We start from the raw sequence: 22,677 nt of genomic DNA, 5'->3' as shown, positions 1-22,677 counted from the left end.
GGTGCGACGGTCACCCGGCGAGGCTGGGCGACCGTCAGGTGCAGACGACCAACGACCGGTGTCCGGCACTGCGCATGTTCATCACCTCCTCCGCGGTGATCCGTGTCCGGGAACCGGACCGGCCACTACGGCCGGCGGTATCCCATCGGCGGTGCGATACGCATGTTAAGACCTACTCATAAGGCATTTGGTCAGGTCAACAGCGGCGCTCTGGCAGCTTGTTACCGTCGCTTAATTGCCACTCGGAACAAGGCTGTACCAGCCTTGACGCCCACGCTGGCGGAGCAGACGATTCAAGCGCGTCTTCCAGGTCGGAGAACGGCCGGCGCGAAACATCTCCTCGGTATGACCGGATCGGTGCGGCGTTCCTTCTGGCCGTAAATCGGAAACGAACCGGGGCGGTGGCTGTTCACGAATGCACTGCGACGGGTGGGTGAGCGGATGTCTTCCTCGGTCAGCGGATCTGCGGCCATGGAGCCGGTGGCCGTCATCGGTATGTCCTGCCGGCTGCCTCGCGCCGCGGACGCCGACCAGTTCTGGCAGCTGCTGCGTGCCGGCGGGGACGCCGTCGCCGACGCTCCGGCGCACCGCTGGGCCGAGCAGTCCGAGTTCCGCCGTGGTGGCTTCCTCGACGAGGTCGACCGGTTCGACGCCGGCTTCTTCGGCATCTCGCCGCACGAGGCGACGGCGATGGACCCGCAGCAGCGCCTGATGCTCGAACTGTGCTGGGAGGCGCTGGAGCACGCCCGGATCGCGCCGAGCGTGCTGCGTGACGCCGCCGTCGGAGTCTTCGTCGGTGCCATCGCGGCGGACTACGCGAACCTGCACGACCGGCTCGGTGCCCGTACCCTCGGCCCGCACACCCTCACCGGCACCCAGCGTGGCCTTATCGCGAACCGGCTGTCCTACCTGTTCGGACTGCGCGGGCCGAGCCTGACCGTCGACGCCGGTCAGTCGTCGTCGCTGCTCGCCGTGCAGTTGGCCTGCGACGAGCTGCGCCGCGGCGGTGCGACGGTGGCGATCGCCGGCGGGGTGAACCTCAACCTGCTGCCGGAGACCAGCGCGGTGATCGGCCGGTTCGGCGCGCTCTCCCCGGACGGCCGTTGCTACACCTTCGACCACCGCGCGAACGGCTACGTCCGCGGCGAGGGTGGTGGGCTGGTCGTGCTCAAGGCGCTCTCCGCGGCGCTCGCCGACGGCGACCCGGTGCACTGCGTGATCCTCGGCGGCGCGGTCAACAACGACGGCGGCGGTGCCGGGCTGACCGTCCCGAACCCGGTCGCCCAGACCGAGGTGATCCGGTTGGCCTGCCACCGGGCCGGGGTGGCCCCGGCCGACGTGCAGTACGTGGAGCTGCACGGCACCGGCACCCCGGTCGGCGACCCGATCGAGGCGGCGGCCCTGTCCGCCGCGCTCGCCGCCGACCGGCCGGCCGACCGGCCGCTGCTGGTCGGCTCGGTCAAGACCAACATCGGTCACCTGGAAGGCGCCGCCGGCATCGCCGGCCTGCTCAAGACCATCCTCGCCATCAGCCACCGACGACTGGTGCCCAGCCTCAACTTCGAGGCCCCGCACCCGCTGATCAAGCTCGACGAGCTCAACCTGCGGGTGGTCTGCGCCGAACGCGACTGGCCCGCCGCCGACCGGCCGCTGGTCGCCGGGGTCAGCTCCTTCGGAATGGGCGGCACCAACTGCCATCTGCTGCTGGCCGAGGCACCGCCCCGCCGCGCGGTGCACTCCGACCGCGCCCCGAGCGCCGACGCGCCGTGGTTGCTGTCGGCCCGTACCGCACCGGCGCTGCGCGCCCAGGCCGCCGCGTTGTCCGGCCACGTCACCGCCGACCCGTCGGTCGAGCCGGCCGACATCGCGTACTCGCTGGCCCGCACCCGGGAGCGGTTCGAGCACCGGGCGGTCGTGCTCGGCGCCGATCGGCACGAGCTGCTCGCCGGCCTCGATGCGCTCGCCACCGGCCGCCCTGCCGACGCTGTCGTCGCCGGCCGGGTGGCCGCCGGCCGGCGGGTGTTCGTCTTCCCCGGCCAGGGCTCGCAGTGGCCGGCGATGGCCCGCGAACTGCTCGCCGACTCGCCGGTCTTCGCCGACCGGCTCACCGCCTGCGCGCAGGCGCTCGCCCCGTACGTCGACTACCCGCTGCTCGACGTGCTGCGCGAGGTGCCCGGCGCGCCGAGTCTGGACCGGGTCGACGTGGTGCAGCCCGCGCTCTGGGCGGTGCTGGTCTCGCTGGCCGAGCTCTGGCGCTCGCACGGGGTCGAGCCGGACCTGGTCGTCGGCCACTCGCAGGGCGAGATCGCGGCCGCGACCGTGGTCGGCGCGCTGTCGCTGGCAGACGGGGCGCGGGTGGTCGCGCTGCGCAGCCGGGCCATCGCCGCGGTCTCCGGCGGCGGCGGGATGGCCTGGATCGGCGCCCCGGTCGACCTGCTCGTCGAGCGGCTGCGGGCCACTCCCGGGGTGAGCCTGGCGGCGGTGAACGGGCCGCGCTCGGCGGTCGTCTCCGGCGACCTGCGACAGATCGGGCGGCTGCGCGAGACGATCGAGGCGGACGGGCACCGGACCAGAGACGTGCCGGTGGACTACGCCTCGCACTCGCCCGCGGTCGACGGTCTGCGCGACGAGATCGTCGAGGCGTTGGCACCGATCCGGCCGCGCTCCACCACCGTCCCGTTCGTCTCCACCGTGACCGGCGAGCCGATCGACACCGCCGAGCTCGACGCCGACTACTGGTTCCGCAGCCTGCGCCAGCCGGTCCGGTTCGACCAGGCGACCAGGACCGCGCTGCGCCTCGGCGGCGCGCTGTTCATCGAATGCAGCCCGCACCCGGTGCTCACCGCCAGCATCGAGGAGACCGCCGAGGAACTGGAGTCCGACGCACTGGCCGTGGGCACCCTGCGCCGCGACGACGGCGGCCAGGCCCGACTGCGGCACGCGCTGGCCCGGGCGTACGTCGGTGGGGCCGAGGTCGACTGGGACGCGTACTGCGTCCGGCCCGACGCCCGGCCGGTCGACCTGCCGACGTACCCGTTCCAGCGGGAGCGGTACTGGCTCGGCGACGCCGCGCGCCCGATTGGTGAGGACGTCGCCACGGTGGTGCCGCAGACCGCCGCGCCGGCCGGGACAGCACCACCCGCGGGATCCCGGCGGGAACTGCGTGACCTGGTACTGGCGACGGCGGCGGCCGTCCTCGGGCATCGTGACGCCGCCGAGCTCGACCCGGTACGCACCTTCAAGGAGCTGGGTTTCGACTCGGTGAGCACGGTCGAGCTGCGGCACCGGCTGCGCGCCGCGACCGGGCTGCGCCTGCACACCACCGTCGTCTTCGACCACCCCACCCCGAACCGGCTCGCCGAACACCTGCACGCCGCGCTGGGCCAGCCCTCGGCGGGCACCGGCGGAGCCCGGGTCGACACCGGCCACCGCGCCGGACGCGACAGCGAACCGATCGCCGTCGTGGCCATGGGTTGCCGCTACCCCGGTGGGGTCAACTCCCCCGAAGAGCTGTGGCGGCTGATCTCGACCGGCACCGACGCGATCTCCGCGCTGCCCACCAACCGGGGCTGGGACCTGGACACCCTCTACGGCGCCGGTCCGGAGCGGCCCGGCACCTGCGCCACCCGGTACGGCGGCTTCCTGCACGACGCGGACCTCTTCGACGCGGCGTTCTTCGGTGTCAGCCCCCGCGAAGCGCTGGCCATGGACCCCCAGCAGCGGCTGCTGCTCGAGGTGGCCTGGGAGGCGTTCGAGCGGGCCGGCATCGACCCGGCCGACCTCGCCGGCTCGTCGACCGGGGTGTACGTCGGCGCGATGGCCACCGACTACGGTCCCCGGCTGCACCTGCAGACCGGGGCCGCCGAGGGGCACCTGCTCACCGGGACCGCGCTGAGCGTGGCTTCCGGCCGGATCGCCTACACCTACGGTTTCCAGGGCCCAGCGGTCACCGTCGACACCGCCTGCTCCTCGTCTCTGGTCGCCATCCAGCTCGCGCTCGAGGCGTTGCGTCGCGGCGACTGCCCGCTCGCCCTGGCCGGCGGGGTGACCCTGATGGCTAACCCGGGCAACCTGGTGGAGTTCAGCCGGCAGAACGGGCTGGCCACGGACGGCCGGGCCAAGGCGTTCGCCGCCTCGGCCGACGGGACCGCCTTCGCCGAGGGCGCCGGGGTGCTGCTGCTGGAACGGCTCGACGACGCACGCCGCAACGGGCACCCGGTGCTCGCGGTGCTGCGCGGTGGCGCGGTCAACCAGGACGGCGCCAGCAACGGGCTGACCGCGCCGAACGGCCTGGCCCAGGAACAGGTCATCCGGCTGGCACTGGCCGACGCCGGACTCGGCGCCCAGGACGTGGACGTCGTCGAGGCGCACGGCACCGGCACCGTGCTAGGTGACCCGATCGAGGCGCACGCTATCCAGGCGACGTACGGCGAGAACCGGACCGGGCAGCCGCCGGTCTGGCTCGGCTCGGTCAAGTCGAACATCGGGCACACCCAGGCCGCCGCCGGGGTGGCCGGTGTGATCAAGATGGTGCAGGCGATGCGGTACGGCGTACTGCCCCGCTCGCTGCACTGCGAGGAGCCGACCACCAAGGTCGACTGGGACTCCGCCGGGGTCAGGCTGCTGACCGAGCAGCGACCCTGGCCGGCGACGGGGCGGCCGCGGCGCGCCTCGGTGTCGAGCTTCGGCATCAGCGGTACCAACGCGCATCTCATCCTGGAGTCGGTCGAGCCGGCCGAGCACCCGGACGAGGCCGGGCCGGCGACCGGCGACCCGCTGCCCTGGGTGCTCTCCGCGCGGACCGGTGACTCGCTGCGCGCGCTGGCCGAGCTGCTGCGCGGGTACGCCACGGACGCCCCGGACGCGGATCTCGGTGCCGCCGCCGCCGTACTGGCCGGCCGCGTCGCCTTCCCGCACCGGGCGGTGGTGTTCGGCGCCGACCGGCCCGGACTGTGCGCCGCGCTGGCCGATCTCGCCGCCGGTACGCCGAACCCGGCGGTGCTGACCGGCGTCGCCACGAACCGTGCCGGGCCGGTCGCGGCGGACGGCCAGCCAGCCGAGGCCGAGCCGGGCGTCGACGGGACCGGTTCCGCCGCCCTCAGCGCCGCCGCCCGGGCCTGGGTCGACGGCGAGCCGGTCGGCTGGGCGCGGCTGCTCGGTCTTCCGACGCATCGTCCCGAGCTGCCGAGCTACCCCTTCGAGCGCCGGCGCTACTGGCTCTCCGACGCGGCCCAGCCGGCCACCGAGACGCTCCGGCACCCGCTGCTCCGCTCGGCGGTGCCGGTGGCCGAGAACGGCGGGCTGCTGCTCGGTGGGCGGCTGTCCGACACCGACACGCCCTGGCTGGTCGACCACATGATCGCCGGGCGGGTGCTGCTGCCCGGTACCGCCTTCGTGGAGTTCGGGCTCGCCGCCGCCGCCGCGGTCGGCGCCGACCGGCTCGCCGAGCTGACCCTGCACGCCCCGCTGGTGCTGGCCGAGGCGGCAGCCGTGGAGCTGCAGATCTGCCTCGGCGAGGCCGAGGCGGACGGTCGCCGTACGCTCAGCATCCACTCCCGGCCGGTCGGTGAGGCTGAGGCCGAGTGGACCCGGCACGCCAGCGGGTCGGTGGCCCCCGCGACCGCCGACCCGACGTCCGAACCGCTCACCGTCTGGCCGCCGGCCGGTGCCGAGCCGATCGATCTGGCCACCGCGTACGCCGACCTGGCCGCGGCCGGGTACCAGTACGGCCCGGCGTTCCGGGGACTGGTCGCCGCCTGGCGGTGCGGCGCCGACCGGTACGCCGAGGTCCGGTTGCCCGATGTCGGCGGCGCGCGTGACTACCGCATCCACCCGGCCCTGCTGGACGCCGCCCTGCACCCGCTGGTGCTCGACACCGGGGCCGGCGACGGCGAACTCCGGCTGCCGTTCGTCTTCTCCGACGTGCGGGTCACCGGAGCCGGCGCCGACCGGCTGCGGGTCCGGCTGAGCCCCGGCGCGGACGGCGCCGTCGCGCTGACCCTCCACGACGGCACCGGCCAGCGGATCGGTGCGGTGGCCGCGCTCAGCATGCGCAGTGTGCCGCCGGGCACCGAGCTGACCGCACCGGGCGCCTTCGGGCCGGGCCTGCACGACCTGCGCTGGGTCCCCGCCGGTACGCCGCAGGCGCAGCTCGCCGGCCGGAGCTGGGCGGTGCTCGGCGACACCGGAGCGGCCGACGCGATCCGCGCCGAGCTGGACGCCGCCGGGGTGACCGTCTCCCGGCACCACGACCTCGCCGCGCTGGCCGGGCCGGACGCCGGTACGGTGCCGCCGGTCGTGCTGGTGCCGCTGCCCACCGGCGACGACGAGGACGACCTCGATCCGGCGGGCCAGGCCCGGACCCACCTGCACCGCGTCCTCGGGCTGCTGCGCCAGTGGCTGGGCGAGGCCCGGTTCACCGGCGCCCGGCTGCTCATCCTGGCCGGGCACCGGTCGGTGGGCACGGCCGCGGTGTGGGGGCTGGTACGGACCGCGCAGGTCGAGCACCCCGGCCGGTTCGTGCTGGCCGACCTGCCCGGCGGTGGCGGCTCCGCCGGCCGGTGGCAGCGGCTGGCCGCCGCGTTGGACGCCGGTGAACCGCAGTTCGCCGTGGCCGACGGCGCACTGCTGGTGCCCCGGCTCGCCCGCCGGGAGTCCCGGCCCGGCCCGCTGGTGGACCTCGGCTCGGGGACGGTCCTGGTCACCGGGGGCACCAGCGGCCTGGGCGCGCTCGCCGCGGCCCGACTGGTCGAGCGCCACGGCGTGCGCGACCTGCTGCTGACCTCCCGTCGGGGCGAGAGCACCGACGGCGTCGCCGAGCTGGTACGGCGGCTGACCGGGCTCGGTGCGTCGGTCCGGGTGGCGGCCTGTGACGTCGCCGACCGGGCGGCGTTGACCGGGCTGCTGGCCACGATCCCGCCGCGGCGGCCGCTGGTCGGCGTGGTGCACGCGGCCGGGGTGCTCGGTGACGCCACGGTGGACCGGCTCGATGCGTCCGCGCTGGACCGGGTGCTCCGCCCGAAAGTCGACGCCGGCTGGCTGCTGCACGAGCTGACCGCCGAGCTGCCGGTACGGATGTTCGTGCTTTTCTCCTCGGTGGCCGGCCTGTTGGGCAACGCCGGACAGGCCAACTACGCCGCGGCCAACGCCTTCCTCGACGCCCTGGCCGGTCACCGGCGCGACCTCGGCCTGCCGGGTACCTCGATCGCCTGGGGCCTGTGGGGCGTCCGGACGCAGATGACGGAGGGTCTCTCGGCCGCCGACGAGGCCCGGCTCGCCCGCGCGGGTCTGGCCGGCCTGAGCCAGCGGCAGGGACTGGAACTGTTCGACGCCGCGCTGCGCGACGCCGGGCAGGGCGACCCGCTGGTGGTCGCCGCCCGCTGGGAGCCGGCCGGCCTGCGGGCCCGGCTGGACGCAGGTGGCGAGTCACCGGCGATCCTGCGGCAACTGCTGGGTGCCGGCCGTCGGGCGGCGCCCGCCAGCCCGGCCGGCACCGTGCTGGCGGGTGCCGCCGGTGTCGTGCCCGGCGCCACCGGCCCGGCGGCCGCCGCCAGGCTGGCCGACCAGCTGGCCGGGCTGGACCACACCGAGGGCCGCCAACTGGTGCTGGACCTGGTCGGGCGGACCGTGGCGCTGGTGCTGGCCTACGGCCCGCAGGACACCGTCGAGGCCGACCGGCCGTTCACCGAACTCGGACTGGACTCACTGTCCTCGATGGATCTGCGCGACCGGCTCGCGGCCGACACCGGTCTGCCGCTGCCCGCGACGCTGGTCTTCAACGAGCCGACCACCGAGGACGTGGCCGACTGGATCCTGCGGGAGCTGATGCCCGCCCCACCAGCCGCCGACGAGCTGCTGCGCGAGGCGCTGGACCGGGTCACCGCCCGCCTGGCCGACGCCGACCCGGACGAACAGGACCGGGCGACGGCCGTGCTGCGGGCCGCGCTGCACCGGTTCGACGGCGGGCGCGAGCAGGAACCGGACACCCCGGCCCTGGCGCCGGTACTGACGTCGGCCCGTCTGGGCACGGCCTCTGACGAGGATCTCTTCAATTTCATCGACAGCCAGCTCTGAAACCACACCGGACACACGAAGAAGGGGAGGGACAGCCATGGCGATCGAAGACAAGCTCCGTGACTATCTCAGGCGGGTCACCGCTGATCTGGCCGATGCGAAGCAGCAGCTGGCCGTGGCCGACGAACGGCACCACGAGCCCGTCGCGGTCATCGGCATGGCCTGTCGCTACCCCGGCGCCGTGACGACCCCGGAGCAGCTCTGGGACGTCGTCGCCGGCGAGGTGGACGCCACCGGCGAGTTCCCGACCGACCGTGGCTGGGACCTGGAGAAGCTCTACAACCCGGACCCGGACGCGTACGGCACCTCGTACACCCGCCGGGGTGGCTTCATCGACGACCCGGCCGGCTTCGACGCGCCGTTCTTCAACATGAGCCCCCGGCAGGCCCTGGCGACCGATCCGCACCACCGACTCTTCCTGGAGATCACCTGGGAGGCGTTCGAGCGGGCCGGCATCGACCCTGCCACGGTGCGCGGCGACCGGGTGGGCATCTGGTCGGGGATGATGTACGACCACTACTCGACCCAGTTCCTCGGTGACATGCCGACGAGCGTCGAGGGCACCCTGATGGTCTCCAGCGTGCCGAGCGTGCTCTCCGGCCGGGTGGCCTACACGTTCGGGCTGGAGGGCCCGGCGGTCACCCTGGACACCGCCTGCTCGTCCTCGCTGGTCGCGCTGGACCTGGCCGTGCAGGCACTGCGGTCCGGGGACTGCCCGATGGCGCTCGCCGGTGGGGTCACCGTGATGGCGGTACCTGACCCGTTCGTCGAGTTCTCCCGCCAGCGGGCCCTGGCCACCGACGGCCGGTGCAAGGCGTTCTCCGACGACGCCGACGGTGCGGTGTGGGCCGAGGGAGCGGGCGTGCTGCTGCTCGAACGGCTCCGCGACGCGCGACGCAACGGTCGCCGGATCCTGAGCGTCATCCGCGGCATCGCGGTGAACCAGGACGGTACGAGCAACGGGATGACCGCCCCCAGCGGGCGCGCCCAGGAGCGGGTCATCCGGCGGGCGCTGGCCGACGCGCGGCTGGAGCCGGCCGCGATCGACCTGGTCGAGGCGCACGGCACCGGCACGCCGCTGGGCGACCCGATCGAGGCGACCGCCATCCTCGCCACCTACGGGCAGAACCGCCCGGCCGACCGGCCGCTGTGGCTGGGCTCGTTGAAGTCCAACATCGGGCACAGCCAGGCCGCGGCCGGCGTCGGTGGCCTGATCAAACTGATCATGGCGATGCGGCACGGCACGATGCCCCGGACGGTGAACGTCACCGAGCCGACGCACCACGTCGACTGGAGCTCCGGCGCGGTGGAACTGCTCACCGAGGCGCGGCCCTGGGCCCGCCTGGACGAGCAGCCGCGCCGGGCCGGGATGTCCTCGTTCGGGATCAGCGGGACCAACGCGCACGTGATCCTGGAGGAGCCCACCGAGGCGCAGGCGCCCGCACCGGCAGCCGGGCACCCAGGCCCGCACGCCTGGGTGATCTCCGCCCGCACCCCGACCGCGCTGCGCCGGCAGGCCCGGCGACTGCACGACCGGGTGCTCGCCGACGCCGCCGTACGGCCTGCCGACATCGCCTTCTCGCTGGCCGACACCCGAGCCCGTTTCGACCACCGGGCGGTGGTCGTCGGCCGGGACCGGGCCGAGCTCGTCGACCGGCTGGCCGGGTACGTCGACGGCCGGCCCGGCGCGGTGGTACCGGCCGGCGTCGCCCGGGGCCAGGTGTCGACCACCTTCCTCTTCACCGGGCAGGGTGGCCAGCGCCCCGGCATGGGCCGGGACCTGTACCGGGCGTTCCCGGTCTTCGCGGCGGCCTTCGACGAGGCCTGCGCGGCGCTCGACCCGTACCTGGAGCGGCCGCTGCGCGAGGTGATGTGGGCCGAGCCGAACACGGCCGGCGCGGCGGCGCTGAACCAGACCCTCTACACCCAGCCGGCGCTCTTCGTCTACGAGGTGGCCGCCTTCCGGCTGCTCACCTCGCTCGGGGTACGCCCGACCAGGCTGGCCGGGCACTCCGTCGGCGAGATCGCCGCCGCGCACGTGGCCGGCATCTGGACGCTGGCCGACGCCGCCCGCCTGGTCGCCACCCGGGCCCGGCTGATGCAGAACCTGCCCGCCGACGGCGCGATGGTCGCGGTGGCGGCACCGGCCGCCGAAGTACGCGCCTCGCTGGCGGGGCTGGAGCACCTGGTCGGGATCGCCGCGATCAACAGCCCGGGTGACGTGGTGGTCTCCGGCGACGAGCAGTCCTGCCTCGCGGTGCAGGCGCACTGGCGCGCGCTCGGCAAGCGCACCGGACGGCTGCCGGTCAGCCACGCGTTCCACTCGCCGCTGATGGAGCCGATGCTCGACGAGTTCGCCCGCGAGCTGAAAGCGACCAGTTTCGGCGCGGCCCAGCTGCCCTACGAGACCAACCTCGGGCCGGAGCGGTCCTGGACCGACCCCGACTACTGGGTGGACCAGATCCGCCAGACCGTCGGCTTCGCACCGATGATCGAGCGGCTGGAGGCCGCCGGCACCGACGTCTACCTGGAGGTCGGTCCGTTGCCGGTGCTCTCCGGGATGGCCGGCAACTGCCTCACCGACCAGCGGGCGGTCGTGACCGCCACCTACCGACGCAAGCAGGAGGAGCTGGAGGCGCTCCACGGCTGCCTCGCCGAAGCGTTCGTGGTCGGCGTGCCCGTCGACTGGACGGCCCTGGCGGCCGGTGGTCGCGCCGTCGACCTGCCGACCTACGCCTTCGAGCGGGAGCGCTACTGGCTGATCCACCGGCGCTCCAGCGCGGACGTCGCCTCGGCCGGGCTGCGCCCGGTCAACCACCCGCTGCTGCGCGCCGCGGTCGACGTCGCCGACGGTACCCGGGTGGTGGTCACCGGCCGGGTGTCACTGACCGAGCTCCCCTGGCTCGCCGACCACGCGGTCGGTGGCGGGGTGGTCGTGCCCGGCGCCGCCCTGCTCGACGTGGTCGGCCAGGTCGGTGCCCAGGCCGGACTGGCCGAGGTGGTGGAGCTGACCTTCGAGGCGCCGCTGGTGCTGCCCGCCGACGGCGGACTCTCGCTACAGGTGGTGGCCGACGGTGACGACGGCACGGTGGGCGTCTACGCCCGCGCCGACGGCGACGACACCTGGGTACGACACGCCAGCGGCATCCTCGCCCCGGACGGCGGCGGCACCGACAGCCGGTGCGGCTGGGCGACCTCGTGGCCGCCGGCGGGTGCCGTCCCGATCGCCTTCGACGGCGCGTACGACCGGCTGGCCGAACTCGGCTACGAGTACGGTGACGCGTTCCGCGGCGTGCAGGCCGCCTGGCGGGCCGACGACGCGCTCTACGTCGACGTCGCCCTGCCGCAGGCCGCCGAGACCGAGGGCTTCGGACTGCACCCGGTCCTGCTGGACACGGCGTTCCACCCGTACATCTTCGAGGGTGGTTCGGACGAGCTGCGGTTGCCGTTCGTCTTCCGCGGGGTCCGGCTGGCTGGCCACGGCGCCTCGGCGCTGCGGGTCCGGCTCAGCTCCGACGGCGCGGACAAGCTCGCGGTCGAGGCCGCGGACGCGGACGGCCGGCTGGTACTCGCCATCGAGGAGCTGCGGGTCCGGCCGGTCTCCATCGCCTCGATGGTCACCGCGATGGGCCGGGCCACCGGGCCGGCCGGGTTCTTCGGCCTGGACTGGGTGGACCTGCCGGTTGCCGACGCCGACGAGGCGCCGACCTGGCGGTACCTCGGCGAGCCGGTGGCCGGGCTGCCCGGTCACCCGACGGTGGCCGCGCTGGCCGCCGCGGTGGCTGGCGGCGAGCGGTGCGACTTCGCGGTCTTCTCCGGCGCCGGCACCGAGCCGGACGTGCCGACCGCCGCCCGCGAGCTGACGGGGCGGGCGCTGGAGGCCATGCAGCAGTGGGTCGCCGACGAGCGGCTGGCCGGATCCCGGCTGGTCTTCCTGGCCGACCCGCTGTCGGTGCGCACCGGCGCGGTGTGGGGACTGGTCCGCGCCGCGCAGGTCGAGCACCCCGGCCGGTTCGTGCTGGCCGACCTGCGGGCCGACGCCGGTGACGCGCCGTGGGGCCGGCTGGCCGCCGCGGTCGGCAAGGGCGAGCCGCAGTGCCTGGTCGAGGCGGAGAAGATCCTGGTGCCGCGGGTCAGCCGACGCTCGCCCGCCCCGGTGGACGAGCTGGACCTGGCGGACGGGACGGTGCTGGTCACCGGCGGTACCGGCGGTCTCGGCGCACTGGTCGCGACCCGGCTGGTGCAGCGCTTCGGCGTACAACATCTGCTGCTGACCTCCCGGCGCGGTCCGGCGGCCAGCGGCGCGGCCGAACTCGTCGCCCAGTTGGAAGGCCTCGGCGCCTCGGTCCGGGTCGCCGCGTGCGACGTCGCGGACGCCCCGGCGCTGGCCGAACTGCTGGCCTCGGTGCCGGCGGACCGGCCGCTGACCGCCGTGGTGCACGCCGCCGGGGTGCTCGACGACGCGTTGCTGGAGGGGCTCACGCCGCAGCGGCTGGAGTCGGTCTTCCGGCCCAAGGCCCAGGCCGCCTGGCTGCTGCACGAGCTGACCGCCGACCTGCCCCTGCGGGCTTTCGTGCTGTTCTCCTCGATCGCCGGGGTGCTCGGCAACGCGGGGCAGGGCAACTACGCGGCGGCGAACAGCTTCCTCGACGCGCTCGCCGCCCACCGACGGGCGTCCGGGCTGCCGGCGCTCTCCATTGCCTGGGGCATGTGGTCGATGTCGACCGGGATGGCCGCGGAGCTGACCGCGGCCGACGAGGCCCGGCTGTCCCGGGCCGGCGTGGCGGCCATCTCGGCCGAGCAGGGCCTGGACCTGTTCGACACGGCGCTGCGCGAAGCCACGACCGGCGACCCGCTGGTGGTGGCCTCCCGCTGGGACCTGGCGGCGCTGCGCTCGCGGGCCGAGAGCGGCGACGACATCCCGGTGGTGCTGCGCGGCCTGGTCCAGCCCGCCCTGCGACCGCAGGGCGGCAGCGCGGCGAGCGCCTTCGGCCCGGTCGCCCGGCTCGCCGCACTGCCGACCGACGAGGCCCGGGCGGAGATCGTGACGGCGCTGCGTTCGCACGTCGCCCGGGTGCTGGCCCACGGCTCGGCCGCCGCAGTGGAGATGGACCGGACCTTCAGCGAGATGGGCTTCGACTCGCTGACCGCGGTCGAACTGCGCAACCGGCTCAACTCGGAGCTGGGCATGCAGTTGCCGGCGGCGTTGGTCTTCGACCACCCCACCGTCGACGCGCTGGCCGACTACCTGCTCGGCGAGCTGGCGCCGGCGGCGCCAGCGGTCAACGACGTGCTGACCGAGACCCTCGACCGGATCACCGCGCAACTCGCCGACGACGACACCGGGGAGCGGGACCGGGTGGTGGCGACGTTGCAGGCGGCCCTGCTCCGGCTCGGCCTGGGGACCAGCGCGGAGGCGTCGAAGGCGCAGCTGGATGCCGCCTCGGACGAGGAGATCTTCCAGTACATCGACACCCAGCTCTGACGATCCAGCTTCCCACCACCCACGCGCTAGGACAGGGGATTTGACAGATGGCAGCCGAGAACAAGCTCCGCGAATATCTCAAGCGGGTCACCGTCGACCTGACTGAGGCGCGCCGGCAGCTCGCCGAGGCCGATGCCGGCCGGCACGAGCCGATCGCCATCGTGGGCCTGTCCTGCCGGTTGCCCGGCGCGCAGAACGTGGACGCCTACTGGGAACTGCTCCGCGACGGGCGTAGCGCGGTGCTCGACGACGCGCCGGACGGCCGGTACGACCTCGACCCGTACGTCGCCGACCACGGCGTCTACACCCGTCGCGGAGCATTCCTCTCCGACATCACCCGCTGGGACTCCGAGTTCTTCGGCTCGCCACCCCGCGAGGCGCTGCGGATGGACCCGCAGCAGCGGCTGCTGATGGAGCTGACCTGGGAGGCGCTGGAGGACGCCGGCACCCCGCCGGCCCGGGTGGCGGGCAGCCGCACCTCGGTGATGATCGGCTTCTCGGACACCACCCAGTACGGCCGGTTGCAGTCGGAACTGCAGGGCGCCGCCGCCTTCACCGACCCGTACGCTGGGCAGGGCAGCTCGGCGAGCGTGGTCGCCGGCCGCCTCGCGTACCACTTCGACCTGCGCGGCCCGACCGTCACCCTGGACACCGCGTGCTCGTCGTCGCTGGTCGCGGTGCACCTCTCCAGTGCGGCGCTGCGCCGCGGCGAGTGCGACCTGGCGGTGGCCGCGGGCGGCTTCCTGCTCATCCAACCCGACCTGTACGTCAACGCCTGCGCCACCTCGATGCTCTCCCGGGACGGGCTGAACAAGACCTTCGACGCCGACGCCGACGGTTACGTGATGGGCGAGGGCGCCGGGGTGGTGGTGCTGGAGCGGCTCTCCGACGCGCTGCGCAACGGCCGTCGGATCCACGCGGTGATCCGCGGCTCGGCGGTCAACCAGGACGGTCACAGCAACGGGATGACCGCGCCGAACCGGGGCGCCCAGGTGGACGTCATCCGCCGGGCGCTGGCCGCCGCGCGGACCAGCCCGGACGAGATCTGCTACGTGGAGGCGCACGGCTCCGGCACCCGGCTCGGCGACTCGATCGAGCTCGGCGCGCTGGGCGACGTCTTCGGCGGCCGGTCCCCGGCGACGCCGCTGCACGTCGGGGCGGTGAAGACCAACATCGGGCACACCCAGGCGGCGGCCGGCATCGCCGGGCTGATCAAGACGGTGCTGGTGCTCAAGCAGGGTGTGGTCCCACCGAACCTCAACCTGGTCAACCCCTCCGAGGCGGCCCTGGCCAGCGACACCGTGCGGCCGGCGACGACGACGCTGGACCTGCCCGAGCAGGACCGGCCCCGGCTGGCCGGGGTCAGCTCGTTCGGCTGGTCGGGCACGAACGCGCACCTGGTGCTGGAGGCCGCCCCGCAGGCCGAGCCGGTCGCGGAGGCACCCGGCCCGTACCTGCTGCCGGTCTCCGCGCACCACCCGGCGGCGTTGCGTGAGAAGCTCGGCGCGCTGGGCGGCGCGCTGGACCGCTGCACCGTCGCCGACCTGGCGTACACCCTGCAGAGCGGGCGGGCCGAGCACCGCTTCCGCCGGGCGGTCCTCGCCACGGACACCGCCGACGCCACCGGGCGGCTCACCGCCGCGGCCGGCGCGGCCGGTGTGCGCAGCCTGCGTGACCGGCCGCGGGTGGCCTTCCTGCTGCCCGGCTCCGGTGCCGGTCACCGCGGGCTCGGGGGCGGGCTCTACCGGCGTGAGCCGGCCTACGCGGCCGCGGTGGACAGCTGCGTCGAGATCGCCGCCGAGCATTGCGGGCTGGACCTGCGGCCGTTCCTCCACGCCGGACCCGGTGCCGAGGCCGACCGGCCGGAACTGGCCGAGTCGTTCCACTTCGTCGTCCAGTACGCGCTCGCCCAGCTGCTGCTGCACCGCGGGGTCCGGCCGGACGTGCTGGTCGGCCAGGGGATCGGCGAGCAGGTCGCGAACTGCCTGGCCGGGGTGCTCACCCTCACCGACGCGCTTCGGCTCACCAGCCTGCGGGTCCGGCCGACCGACGACACGGCGAGCGGCACCGAGGCGGCCGAGGTGCCCGACCCGGTGACCCGGCAGGCGCCGGCGATCCCCGTGGTCAGGGTCGCGACCGACGGTACCGACCTGGCCCGGCAGTTGCCGCGGGACGTCGACGTCCTGGTGGAGTTGGGCGCGGGCACCGTACTCGGCGACCTGCTGGCCAGCCAGCTTCCCGATCAGCCGGACACCGTCCTGCTCGGCACCCTGCCCGCCGGGGCGACCGGCGGGGACGCGGCCGACGTGGCGAGCCTGCTGGACACCTGCGGGCGGCTGTGGGAGATCGGGGTGACCCTCGACTGGTCCGCGCTGCGCGGTGGTCCGGCCCGGCTGGCGGACCTGCCGACCTACCCGTTCCAGCGGCAGCGGCACTGGTTCGAGCGACCGGCCGGCCCGGCCGTGGCCCGGCCGGGCACCGAGGCGGTCGAGGCCGAGCCCGCCCCGGGCGACGAGCACGTGCGGTTGCTGACCCAGCAATGGCGAGCGGCGCCCACCGGTGCCGCCACCGTCCCGACCGCCGGGCGGTACGTGCTGCTCGCGCCGGCCGGTGCCGGTACCGCCACCGAGGTAGCCGACGAACTCGCCACCCGGCTGCGCCGCTCCGGCGGCGACGTGGTGCTGGCGACCTGCCCCGGCGACCTCGTCGCGCTGCTCGGCACCGGCCCGAACACGGTGGTCGACCTGTCGATGACGCAGCCGGTGCCGGCCGACGCGGCCGCCGCCGCGGTGCACGGCGCATCGGCGGTGCTCGCCGCCTGCGGCGGTAGCGGCCACAGCGGTACCCGCGTGATGGTGGTCACCCAGGGCGGCCAGGCGGTGCCGGACGGTGCCGGGGTGACCGTCGGTGGCGCCGCGCCGGCCCAGGCCGCGGTCGCGGTGCTGCCGGTGGTCGCCAATCAGGAGTACCTGGACCTGGAGAGCGTCAACGTCGACCTCGACCCGGAGTACGGCCCCGGCGCGATGGCCGACGCCCTCGCCGCCGAGCTGGGCCGCCGCTCCGACGAGGTGCTCGTCGCCCACCGGGGCGGCACCCGGTTCCTGCCGACGTACGAGGCACCGGCGACGCCGCTGGAGACCCACCCGGTGGCCAGCGGCGGCACCTACCTGATCACCGGCGGTCTCGGCGACATCGGTCTCACGATCGCCGGGCACCTGGTGCGCAACGGCGCGGCCGGGCTGGTGCTGACCAGCCGGCGTGGGCTGCCCGACGACCCGGCCGACCCCCGGCACGCCGCCGTGGCGGCCCTGCGCGCGCTCGGCGCGACGGTGCGCACCCCGCGCGTCGACGTCACCGACGAGTCGGCCATGCGGGCGCTCTTCACCGACGTCCGGATCGACGGCGTGGTGCACGCGGCGGCTGACGCCGGCACCGACACCTTCGTGGCACTGCGGGACCTCGACGGGGCCGCGGTGGCCCGGCAGTTCGGGGCCAAGGTGGACGGCGCCCGGGCGATCGCCCGGATCGTCGCCGGACTGGACGACCGGCTGGTACCGGACTGGTGCCTGCTCTTCTCCTCCACCTCGGCCCTGCTCGGCGGGGTGACCTTCGGTGGCTACGCCGCGGCGAACGCGGCGCTGACCGCGCTCGCCCACGCCGGCACCGACGGACGCAGCCGGTGGATCTCCGCCGGCTGGGACACCTGGGCCTGCACTTTGCAGCGGCTGCGCGACGGGATCGGCGCGAGCATGGCCAGCCACGCGATGAGCGACGCCGAGGCCCTGGCCGCCTTCGACCGGCTGGTCGGCACCGCGCTGCCCGCCGTGGTGGTCGCCGCCGGCGGCCTGGACGACCGGCTGCCCCGCCTCGGCGGCGCGACCGTCGAGCCGGTCGGCGGAGACGCGATCCGCCACCCGCGCCCGGATCTGCCGCAGCCCTACACCCCGCCGCTGACCGGCACGGAGCGGGCGCTGGCCGAACTCTGGTCCGACGTGCTCGGCATCGAGCCGGTCGGCATCCACGACAACTACTTCGACCTCGGCGGCACCTCGCTGCTGGTGCCCCGGCTGCTGGGGCTGGTCAAGAACCGGTTCGCGGTGGCGGTACCGACCGTGTCGCTGTTCGAGGCACCGACCGTCCGGTCCTTCAGCGCGCTGCTCGAGCAGCAGCGTGGCCCGGCCCCGGCGGTGCCGGCCCGGACCGGAGAGCCGGCCGTCGCGCCGGCCGCCGTCGCCGCGCCGGTGGCACCCGTGTCGGTCGCCGCACCGGCCGCGCCCAGCGGCGCCGAACTCGTCGTGGCGGCATCGACCGCGCCGGTGCTCGACGGGGAGCAGCTGGACCGGCGGATCGCCATCGTCGGGATGGCCGGGCGGTTCCCGGGCGCCGAGGACGTGGCCGCCTTCTGGCGCAGCCTCTGCGCCGGTGAGGAGCTGATCAGCTTCTTCACCCCGGAGGAGCTGGTCGAGGCGGGCGTGCCGGCCGAGCTGGCGCACGACCCGGCCTACGTACCGGCCCGCCCGATCCTCGACGACATCGCCGGCTTCGATGCCGGGTTCTTCGGCATCAGCCCGCGGATGGCCGCGCTGACCGACCCGCAGCAGCGGCTCTTCCTCGAGGTCTGCTGGGAGGCGCTCGAACAGTCCGGCTACTGCCGGCCGGAGCACCGGGGGCGGGTGGGGGTCTTCGGTGGCACCAACATCAGCACCTACCTGCTCGGCGCGCTCGGCCAGCTGAGCATGCACGAGGACCTGAGCGAGTACGAGCTCATCATGGGCAACGACAAGGACGCCCTGACCACCACCGTGTCGTACCTGTTCGACCTGCACGGCCCGAGCGTCGCGGTGCAGACCTTCTGCTCCACCTCACTGGTCGCGGTGCACCTGGCGGTCCGCAGCCTGCGCAGCGGCGACTGCGAGATGGCGCTGGCCGGCGGCGTGTCGATCCGGGTGCCGGACAAGCAGGGCCACCTGTCCACCCCGGGCGGCATGGAGTCGCGCGACGGGCACGTGCACACCTTCGACGCGCAGGCCAGCGGGACGATGTTCGGCGACGGCGCCACCGTCGTGGTGCTCAAGCGGCTGGACGCCGCGCTGCGCGACGGCGACCACGTCTACGGAGTCATCCGCGGCTCGGCGATGAACAACGACGGCGCGCTGAAGGTCGGTTACACCGCGCCGAGCGTCGCCGGGCAGGCCCGGGTGATCGCCGCCGCGATGGCCGACGCCGGGGTGAGCCCCGAGGAGATCAGCTACGTCGAGGCGCACGGCACCGCGACCGAACTGGGTGACCCGATCGAGGTCGCCGCGCTGACCCGGGCGTTCGGCAGCACGGAGCAGCGGCAGTACTGCCCGATCGGCGCGGTCAAGACCAACGTCGGGCACATGAACCACGCGGCCGGTACCGCCGGCCTGATCAAGACCGCGCTGTCCCTGCAGTCCCGGGTGATCCCGCCGACCCTGCACTACACGCAGGCCAACCCGGCGATCGACTTCGAGAACAGCCCCTTCTACGTCAACGTCGACCTCGCCGATTGGCCGGCCATCGAGGGCCGGCCCCGCATCGCCGGGCTCAACTCCATCGGGATGGGAGGCACCAACGTGCACGTCGTCGTGCAGGAGCCACCGGTACGCCCGGAGGTGCCGGAGACCGACGAGCTCACCGGCCCGGCGCACACCCGCCGGTACCAGGTGGTGCCGGTGTCGGCCCGGACCGCGAGCGCGGCGGACCGCGCGGTGCGGCGCCTCGGCGAGCACCTGGACTGCCAGCCGCACGCCAGGCTGGCCGACGTGGCGTTCTCGTTGCAGGTCGGACGCAAGACCTTCGAGCACCGGCGGGTGGCGGTGACCGCCACCCTGGACGAGACGGTCGGTACCCTGACCGGACGCGACGGCGCCCCGCCCCCGATGGGCCGGGTGGAGGCGGTACAGGGCCGACCGGTGGCGTTCCTGCTCGCCGGCGTCGGCGAGCAGTACCCGGGACTGGTCGGTGAGCTGTACCGGCGTGAACCGGTGTTCCGCGCCGCGCTGGACGAGTGCCTGGCCCCGATCGCCGCGGCACTGCCCGAACTGGACCTCACCGACCTGCTGACCGGGCCCCGCGGCGGCGGCTCCGACCTGGCGGCGCTGCTCGGCCGGGGCGGCGGCACCGATCCGCGTACCGCCGCCCTGCGCCGCACCGAGGTGGCCCAGCCGCTGCTCTTCGCCGTGGACTACGCGCTGGCCAGCACGTTGTTGGCCTGGGGGCTGCGGCCGACCGCGATGCTTGGTTACAGCCTCGGCGAGTACGTCGCGGCCTGCCTGGCCGGGGTGCTGTCGCTGCCCGACGCGATCGCCCTGGTGGTGCACCGGGCCAAGCTGATCGGGGCGCTGGAGACCGGCTCGATGGCTGCGGTGCCGCTGGCCGCCGACGAGCTGCGCCGCCGGTTCCGGCTGGAGCAGCGCGGGCTGGACATCGCCGCGATCAACGGGCCGGAGACGGTGGTGGTCGCCGGTCCGACCGCCGCGCTCGACCAGCTCGCCGCCGACCTGCGTCAGGCCGAGATCCCGTGCCGGCCGCTGGAGACCAGCCACGCGTTCCACTCCCGGATGCTGGCCGGGATCAGCGACGAGCTGACCGCCTGGGTGGCCGCCAACATCCGGCTCGACCCGCCCCGGCTGCCCTACATCTCCAACGTCACCGGCGCGCTGGCCGACGCCGCGCTGGTGCGCGATCCGGCCTACTGGGCCCGGCACATGTGCCAGCCGGTGCAGTTCGAGGCGGGCGTGCAGGTGCTGCTCGCCGACCCGGAACTGGCCCTGGTCGAGATCGGCCCCGGCCAGTCGCTCGGCGCGCTGGTGCGCTCCGCCGGCTGCCCGCCGCAGCGCTGGCCGTTGATCACCGCGACGCTGCCGGCCGGCAGCGACCCGCGCCCCGCCGACCTGGTGCTCACCGACGCGCTGGCCCGGCTCTGGCTGACCGGCGTCGAGATCGACTGGGCGGCACACCATGGCCGCGGCGACGGGGCCACCCCGGTCTACCGGGCCGCCCCCGGCCGGATTCCGTTGCCCACCTACCCGTTCGAGCGGCAGCGGTACTGGATCGAGCAGACGCCGATGACCGCCGGGCGGGAGGGCGGCGCCGAGCTGCCGGCCGAACCGACAAGCCTGGCCGAGATCGGCCGGATCCCGCGGCTGCCCGAGGAGCAGTGGCTGCACCTGCCGGTGTGGCGGCAGACCGCAGCCCCGGCCTCCGACGAACGGCAGCCCGACTCGTGGCTGGTCTACGCCGGTACCGGCGCCACCGCCGACGGGGTGCTCGCCGAGCTGGAGCGGACCGCGGCGGCCACCGGCGCGCGGTTGACCGTGGTGCGGGCCGGCGCGGAGTACCACGCGGCCGCCGACGGCTACACCGTCCGGCCGGGAGACCCGGCGGACGCGCTCACCATGCTGCGCGCCCTGCGGGCGGCCGGGGTCGGACTGGACCGGGTGGTGCACCTGTGGACCGTCGGCGAGCTGCCGGACGAGGACCGGACCGTGGCGCTGGGCCTGCACACCCTGGTCGCACTGGCCCGTGCGGCGGCCGAACTCGGCCTGGACCGGTGGGCTCTGGACATCGTCAGCACCGGCTCACAGCAGGTGCTCGACGGCGCCGAGGCCCGGCCGGCCAGCGCCACCGTGCTCGGCCCGGCCCTGGTCATCCCGCTGGAGTATCCGTCGGTCAGCACCCGGCTGGTCGACGTGGAGCCGGCCACCCCGGCCGGCGCGGTCGTCGCCGAGCTGCGTCGCCCGCGGACCGAGCCGACGGTGGCGATCCGCGCCGGTCGGCGCTGGGTGTGCGGCTACGAGTCGATCCCGCCGGCCGACCTGGACACCGCCCGCCAGGTGCTCCGCGACGGCGGGGTGTACCTGATCACCGGTGGGCTGGGCGGCATCGGGCTCGGCCTGGCCGCGCAGCTGACGCAGGACTGCCGGGCCCGGCTGGTGCTGTTCGGGCGTACCGGTCTGCCGGCGGCCGAGCGGTGGGCCGGCATCCTGGCCGGCTCCGACAAGGTGGACGAGGGCACCCGCAGCCGGGTGGAACGGGTCCAGGCGCTCGTCGAGGCCGGGGCCGAGGTCGAGATCGTGGTCGGTGACGTTGCCGACCCGACCGACGTCCGGCGGGCGGTCGACGTCGCCCGGGAGCGCTTCGGCGCGCTGCACGGCATCCTGCACACCGCGGGCGTACCCGGCACCGGGTTGATGCAGTTCAAGCTGCCCACCGACTCCGACCTGGTGCTCGCGCCCAAGGTCGCCGGCACCCGGGCGATCGTCGAGGCGCTGCGGGTCGGTGCCGACGACGAGATCCGGCTCGACTTCCTGGTGCTCTTCTCGTCGATCACCTCCGCCACGGGTGGTGGCCCCGGCCAGGTCGACTACTGCGCCGCGAACGCCTATCTGGACCGCTACGCCAACATGCTCACCGCCGCCGGACGACCCACCCTCTCGGTGAACTGGGGCGAGTGGGCCTGGAACGCCTGGGACGGCGGGCTGAGCGGGTTCGACAGCGAGGTGCAGGCGTTCTTCTCGGCGAACCGGGCCCGCTTCGGCATCACCTTCGAGGAGGGCTGGCGCACCCTGCTGCGGGCGCTCGCCTCGGGGGAGTCGCAGTTGGTCGCGGCGACCCAGGACCTGGCCACCATGGTCCGGTTCAGCCGGTGGTTCAACGTCGAGGCGGTGACCGCGCCGAACGGCACGGCCAGCTCCGAGGCACGGCACCCGCGGCCGGAACTGGTGACCCGCTACCAGGAGCCGACCGGGCCGACCGAGCTGGGCGTGGCCGAGGTCTGGTGCGACTCGCTCAAGCTGGAGCGGGTCGGCGTCGCCGACAACTACTTCGAACTCGGCGGCAACTCGCTGCTCGGCATCGCGCTGCTCAACACGCTGCGCCGCCGGTTCACCGAGGCGGAACTGCCGCCACACATCCTCTACGAGGCACCGACGGTGGCCGCGCTCGCGCGAGTCATCGACGGCACCGCCGCCCGGGCCGCCGCCGCGGCCGAGGACGACGGTCAGCTGCGGGCGCAGCTGCGCCGGTCCGGTCTGAAGACCGCGGCGGCCCGCCGCCGCGCGTCGTGACGACGGTGTCCGTCTCCGCCAACCAGC

Annotated in this window: 3 protein-coding genes; all 3 read left to right on the top strand. The window is 74.7% G+C overall.

Going from position 1 to position 22,677, the window contains the following annotated elements; all coding sequences use genetic code 11:
* Positions 1 to 480: 480 nt before the first annotated feature.
* From ACPXCB_RS26120 to ACPXCB_RS26110, 3 genes are read left to right on the top strand one after another with little or no spacing between them, the layout of a single operon-like run.
* The gene (locus ACPXCB_RS26120; RefSeq protein ID WP_425878297.1) at positions 481 to 8,073 is read left to right on the top strand and encodes a type I polyketide synthase; all 7,593 of its coding nucleotides are present in this window, start codon (positions 481 to 483) and stop codon (positions 8,071 to 8,073) included.
* Positions 8,074 to 8,110: 37 nt separating this feature from the next.
* Positions 8,111 to 13,558 carry a type I polyketide synthase gene (locus tag ACPXCB_RS26115; protein ID WP_425878295.1) on the top strand — a complete coding sequence of 1,816 codons (5,448 nt, stop codon included), beginning with the start codon at positions 8,111 to 8,113 and terminating at the stop codon, positions 13,556 to 13,558.
* 47 nt (positions 13,559 to 13,605) lie between these two features.
* Positions 13,606 to 22,650 (top strand): beta-ketoacyl synthase N-terminal-like domain-containing protein, encoded by a 9,045-nt coding sequence (locus ACPXCB_RS26110; protein ID WP_425878293.1) that lies wholly within the window; start codon positions 13,606 to 13,608, stop codon positions 22,648 to 22,650.
* The last annotated feature ends 27 nt before the right edge of the window (positions 22,651 to 22,677 follow it).

Source organism: Micromonospora sp. DT62 (genome assembly GCF_049847285.1).
Classification (GTDB): domain Bacteria; phylum Actinomycetota; class Actinomycetes; order Mycobacteriales; family Micromonosporaceae; genus Micromonospora; species Micromonospora reichwaldensis.
The sequence above is the reverse complement of the archived record's forward strand: the minus strand, read 5'-3'. Positions and strand labels throughout refer to the sequence as shown.

Coding starts and splice junctions, on each gene's coding strand:
- ACPXCB_RS26115 (WP_425878295.1), top strand. CDS start 8,111: ATGGCGATCGAAGACAAGCTCCGTGACTATCTCAGGCGGGTCACCGCT.
- ACPXCB_RS26110 (WP_425878293.1), top strand. CDS start 13,606: ATGGCAGCCGAGAACAAGCTCCGCGAATATCTCAAGCGGGTCACCGTC.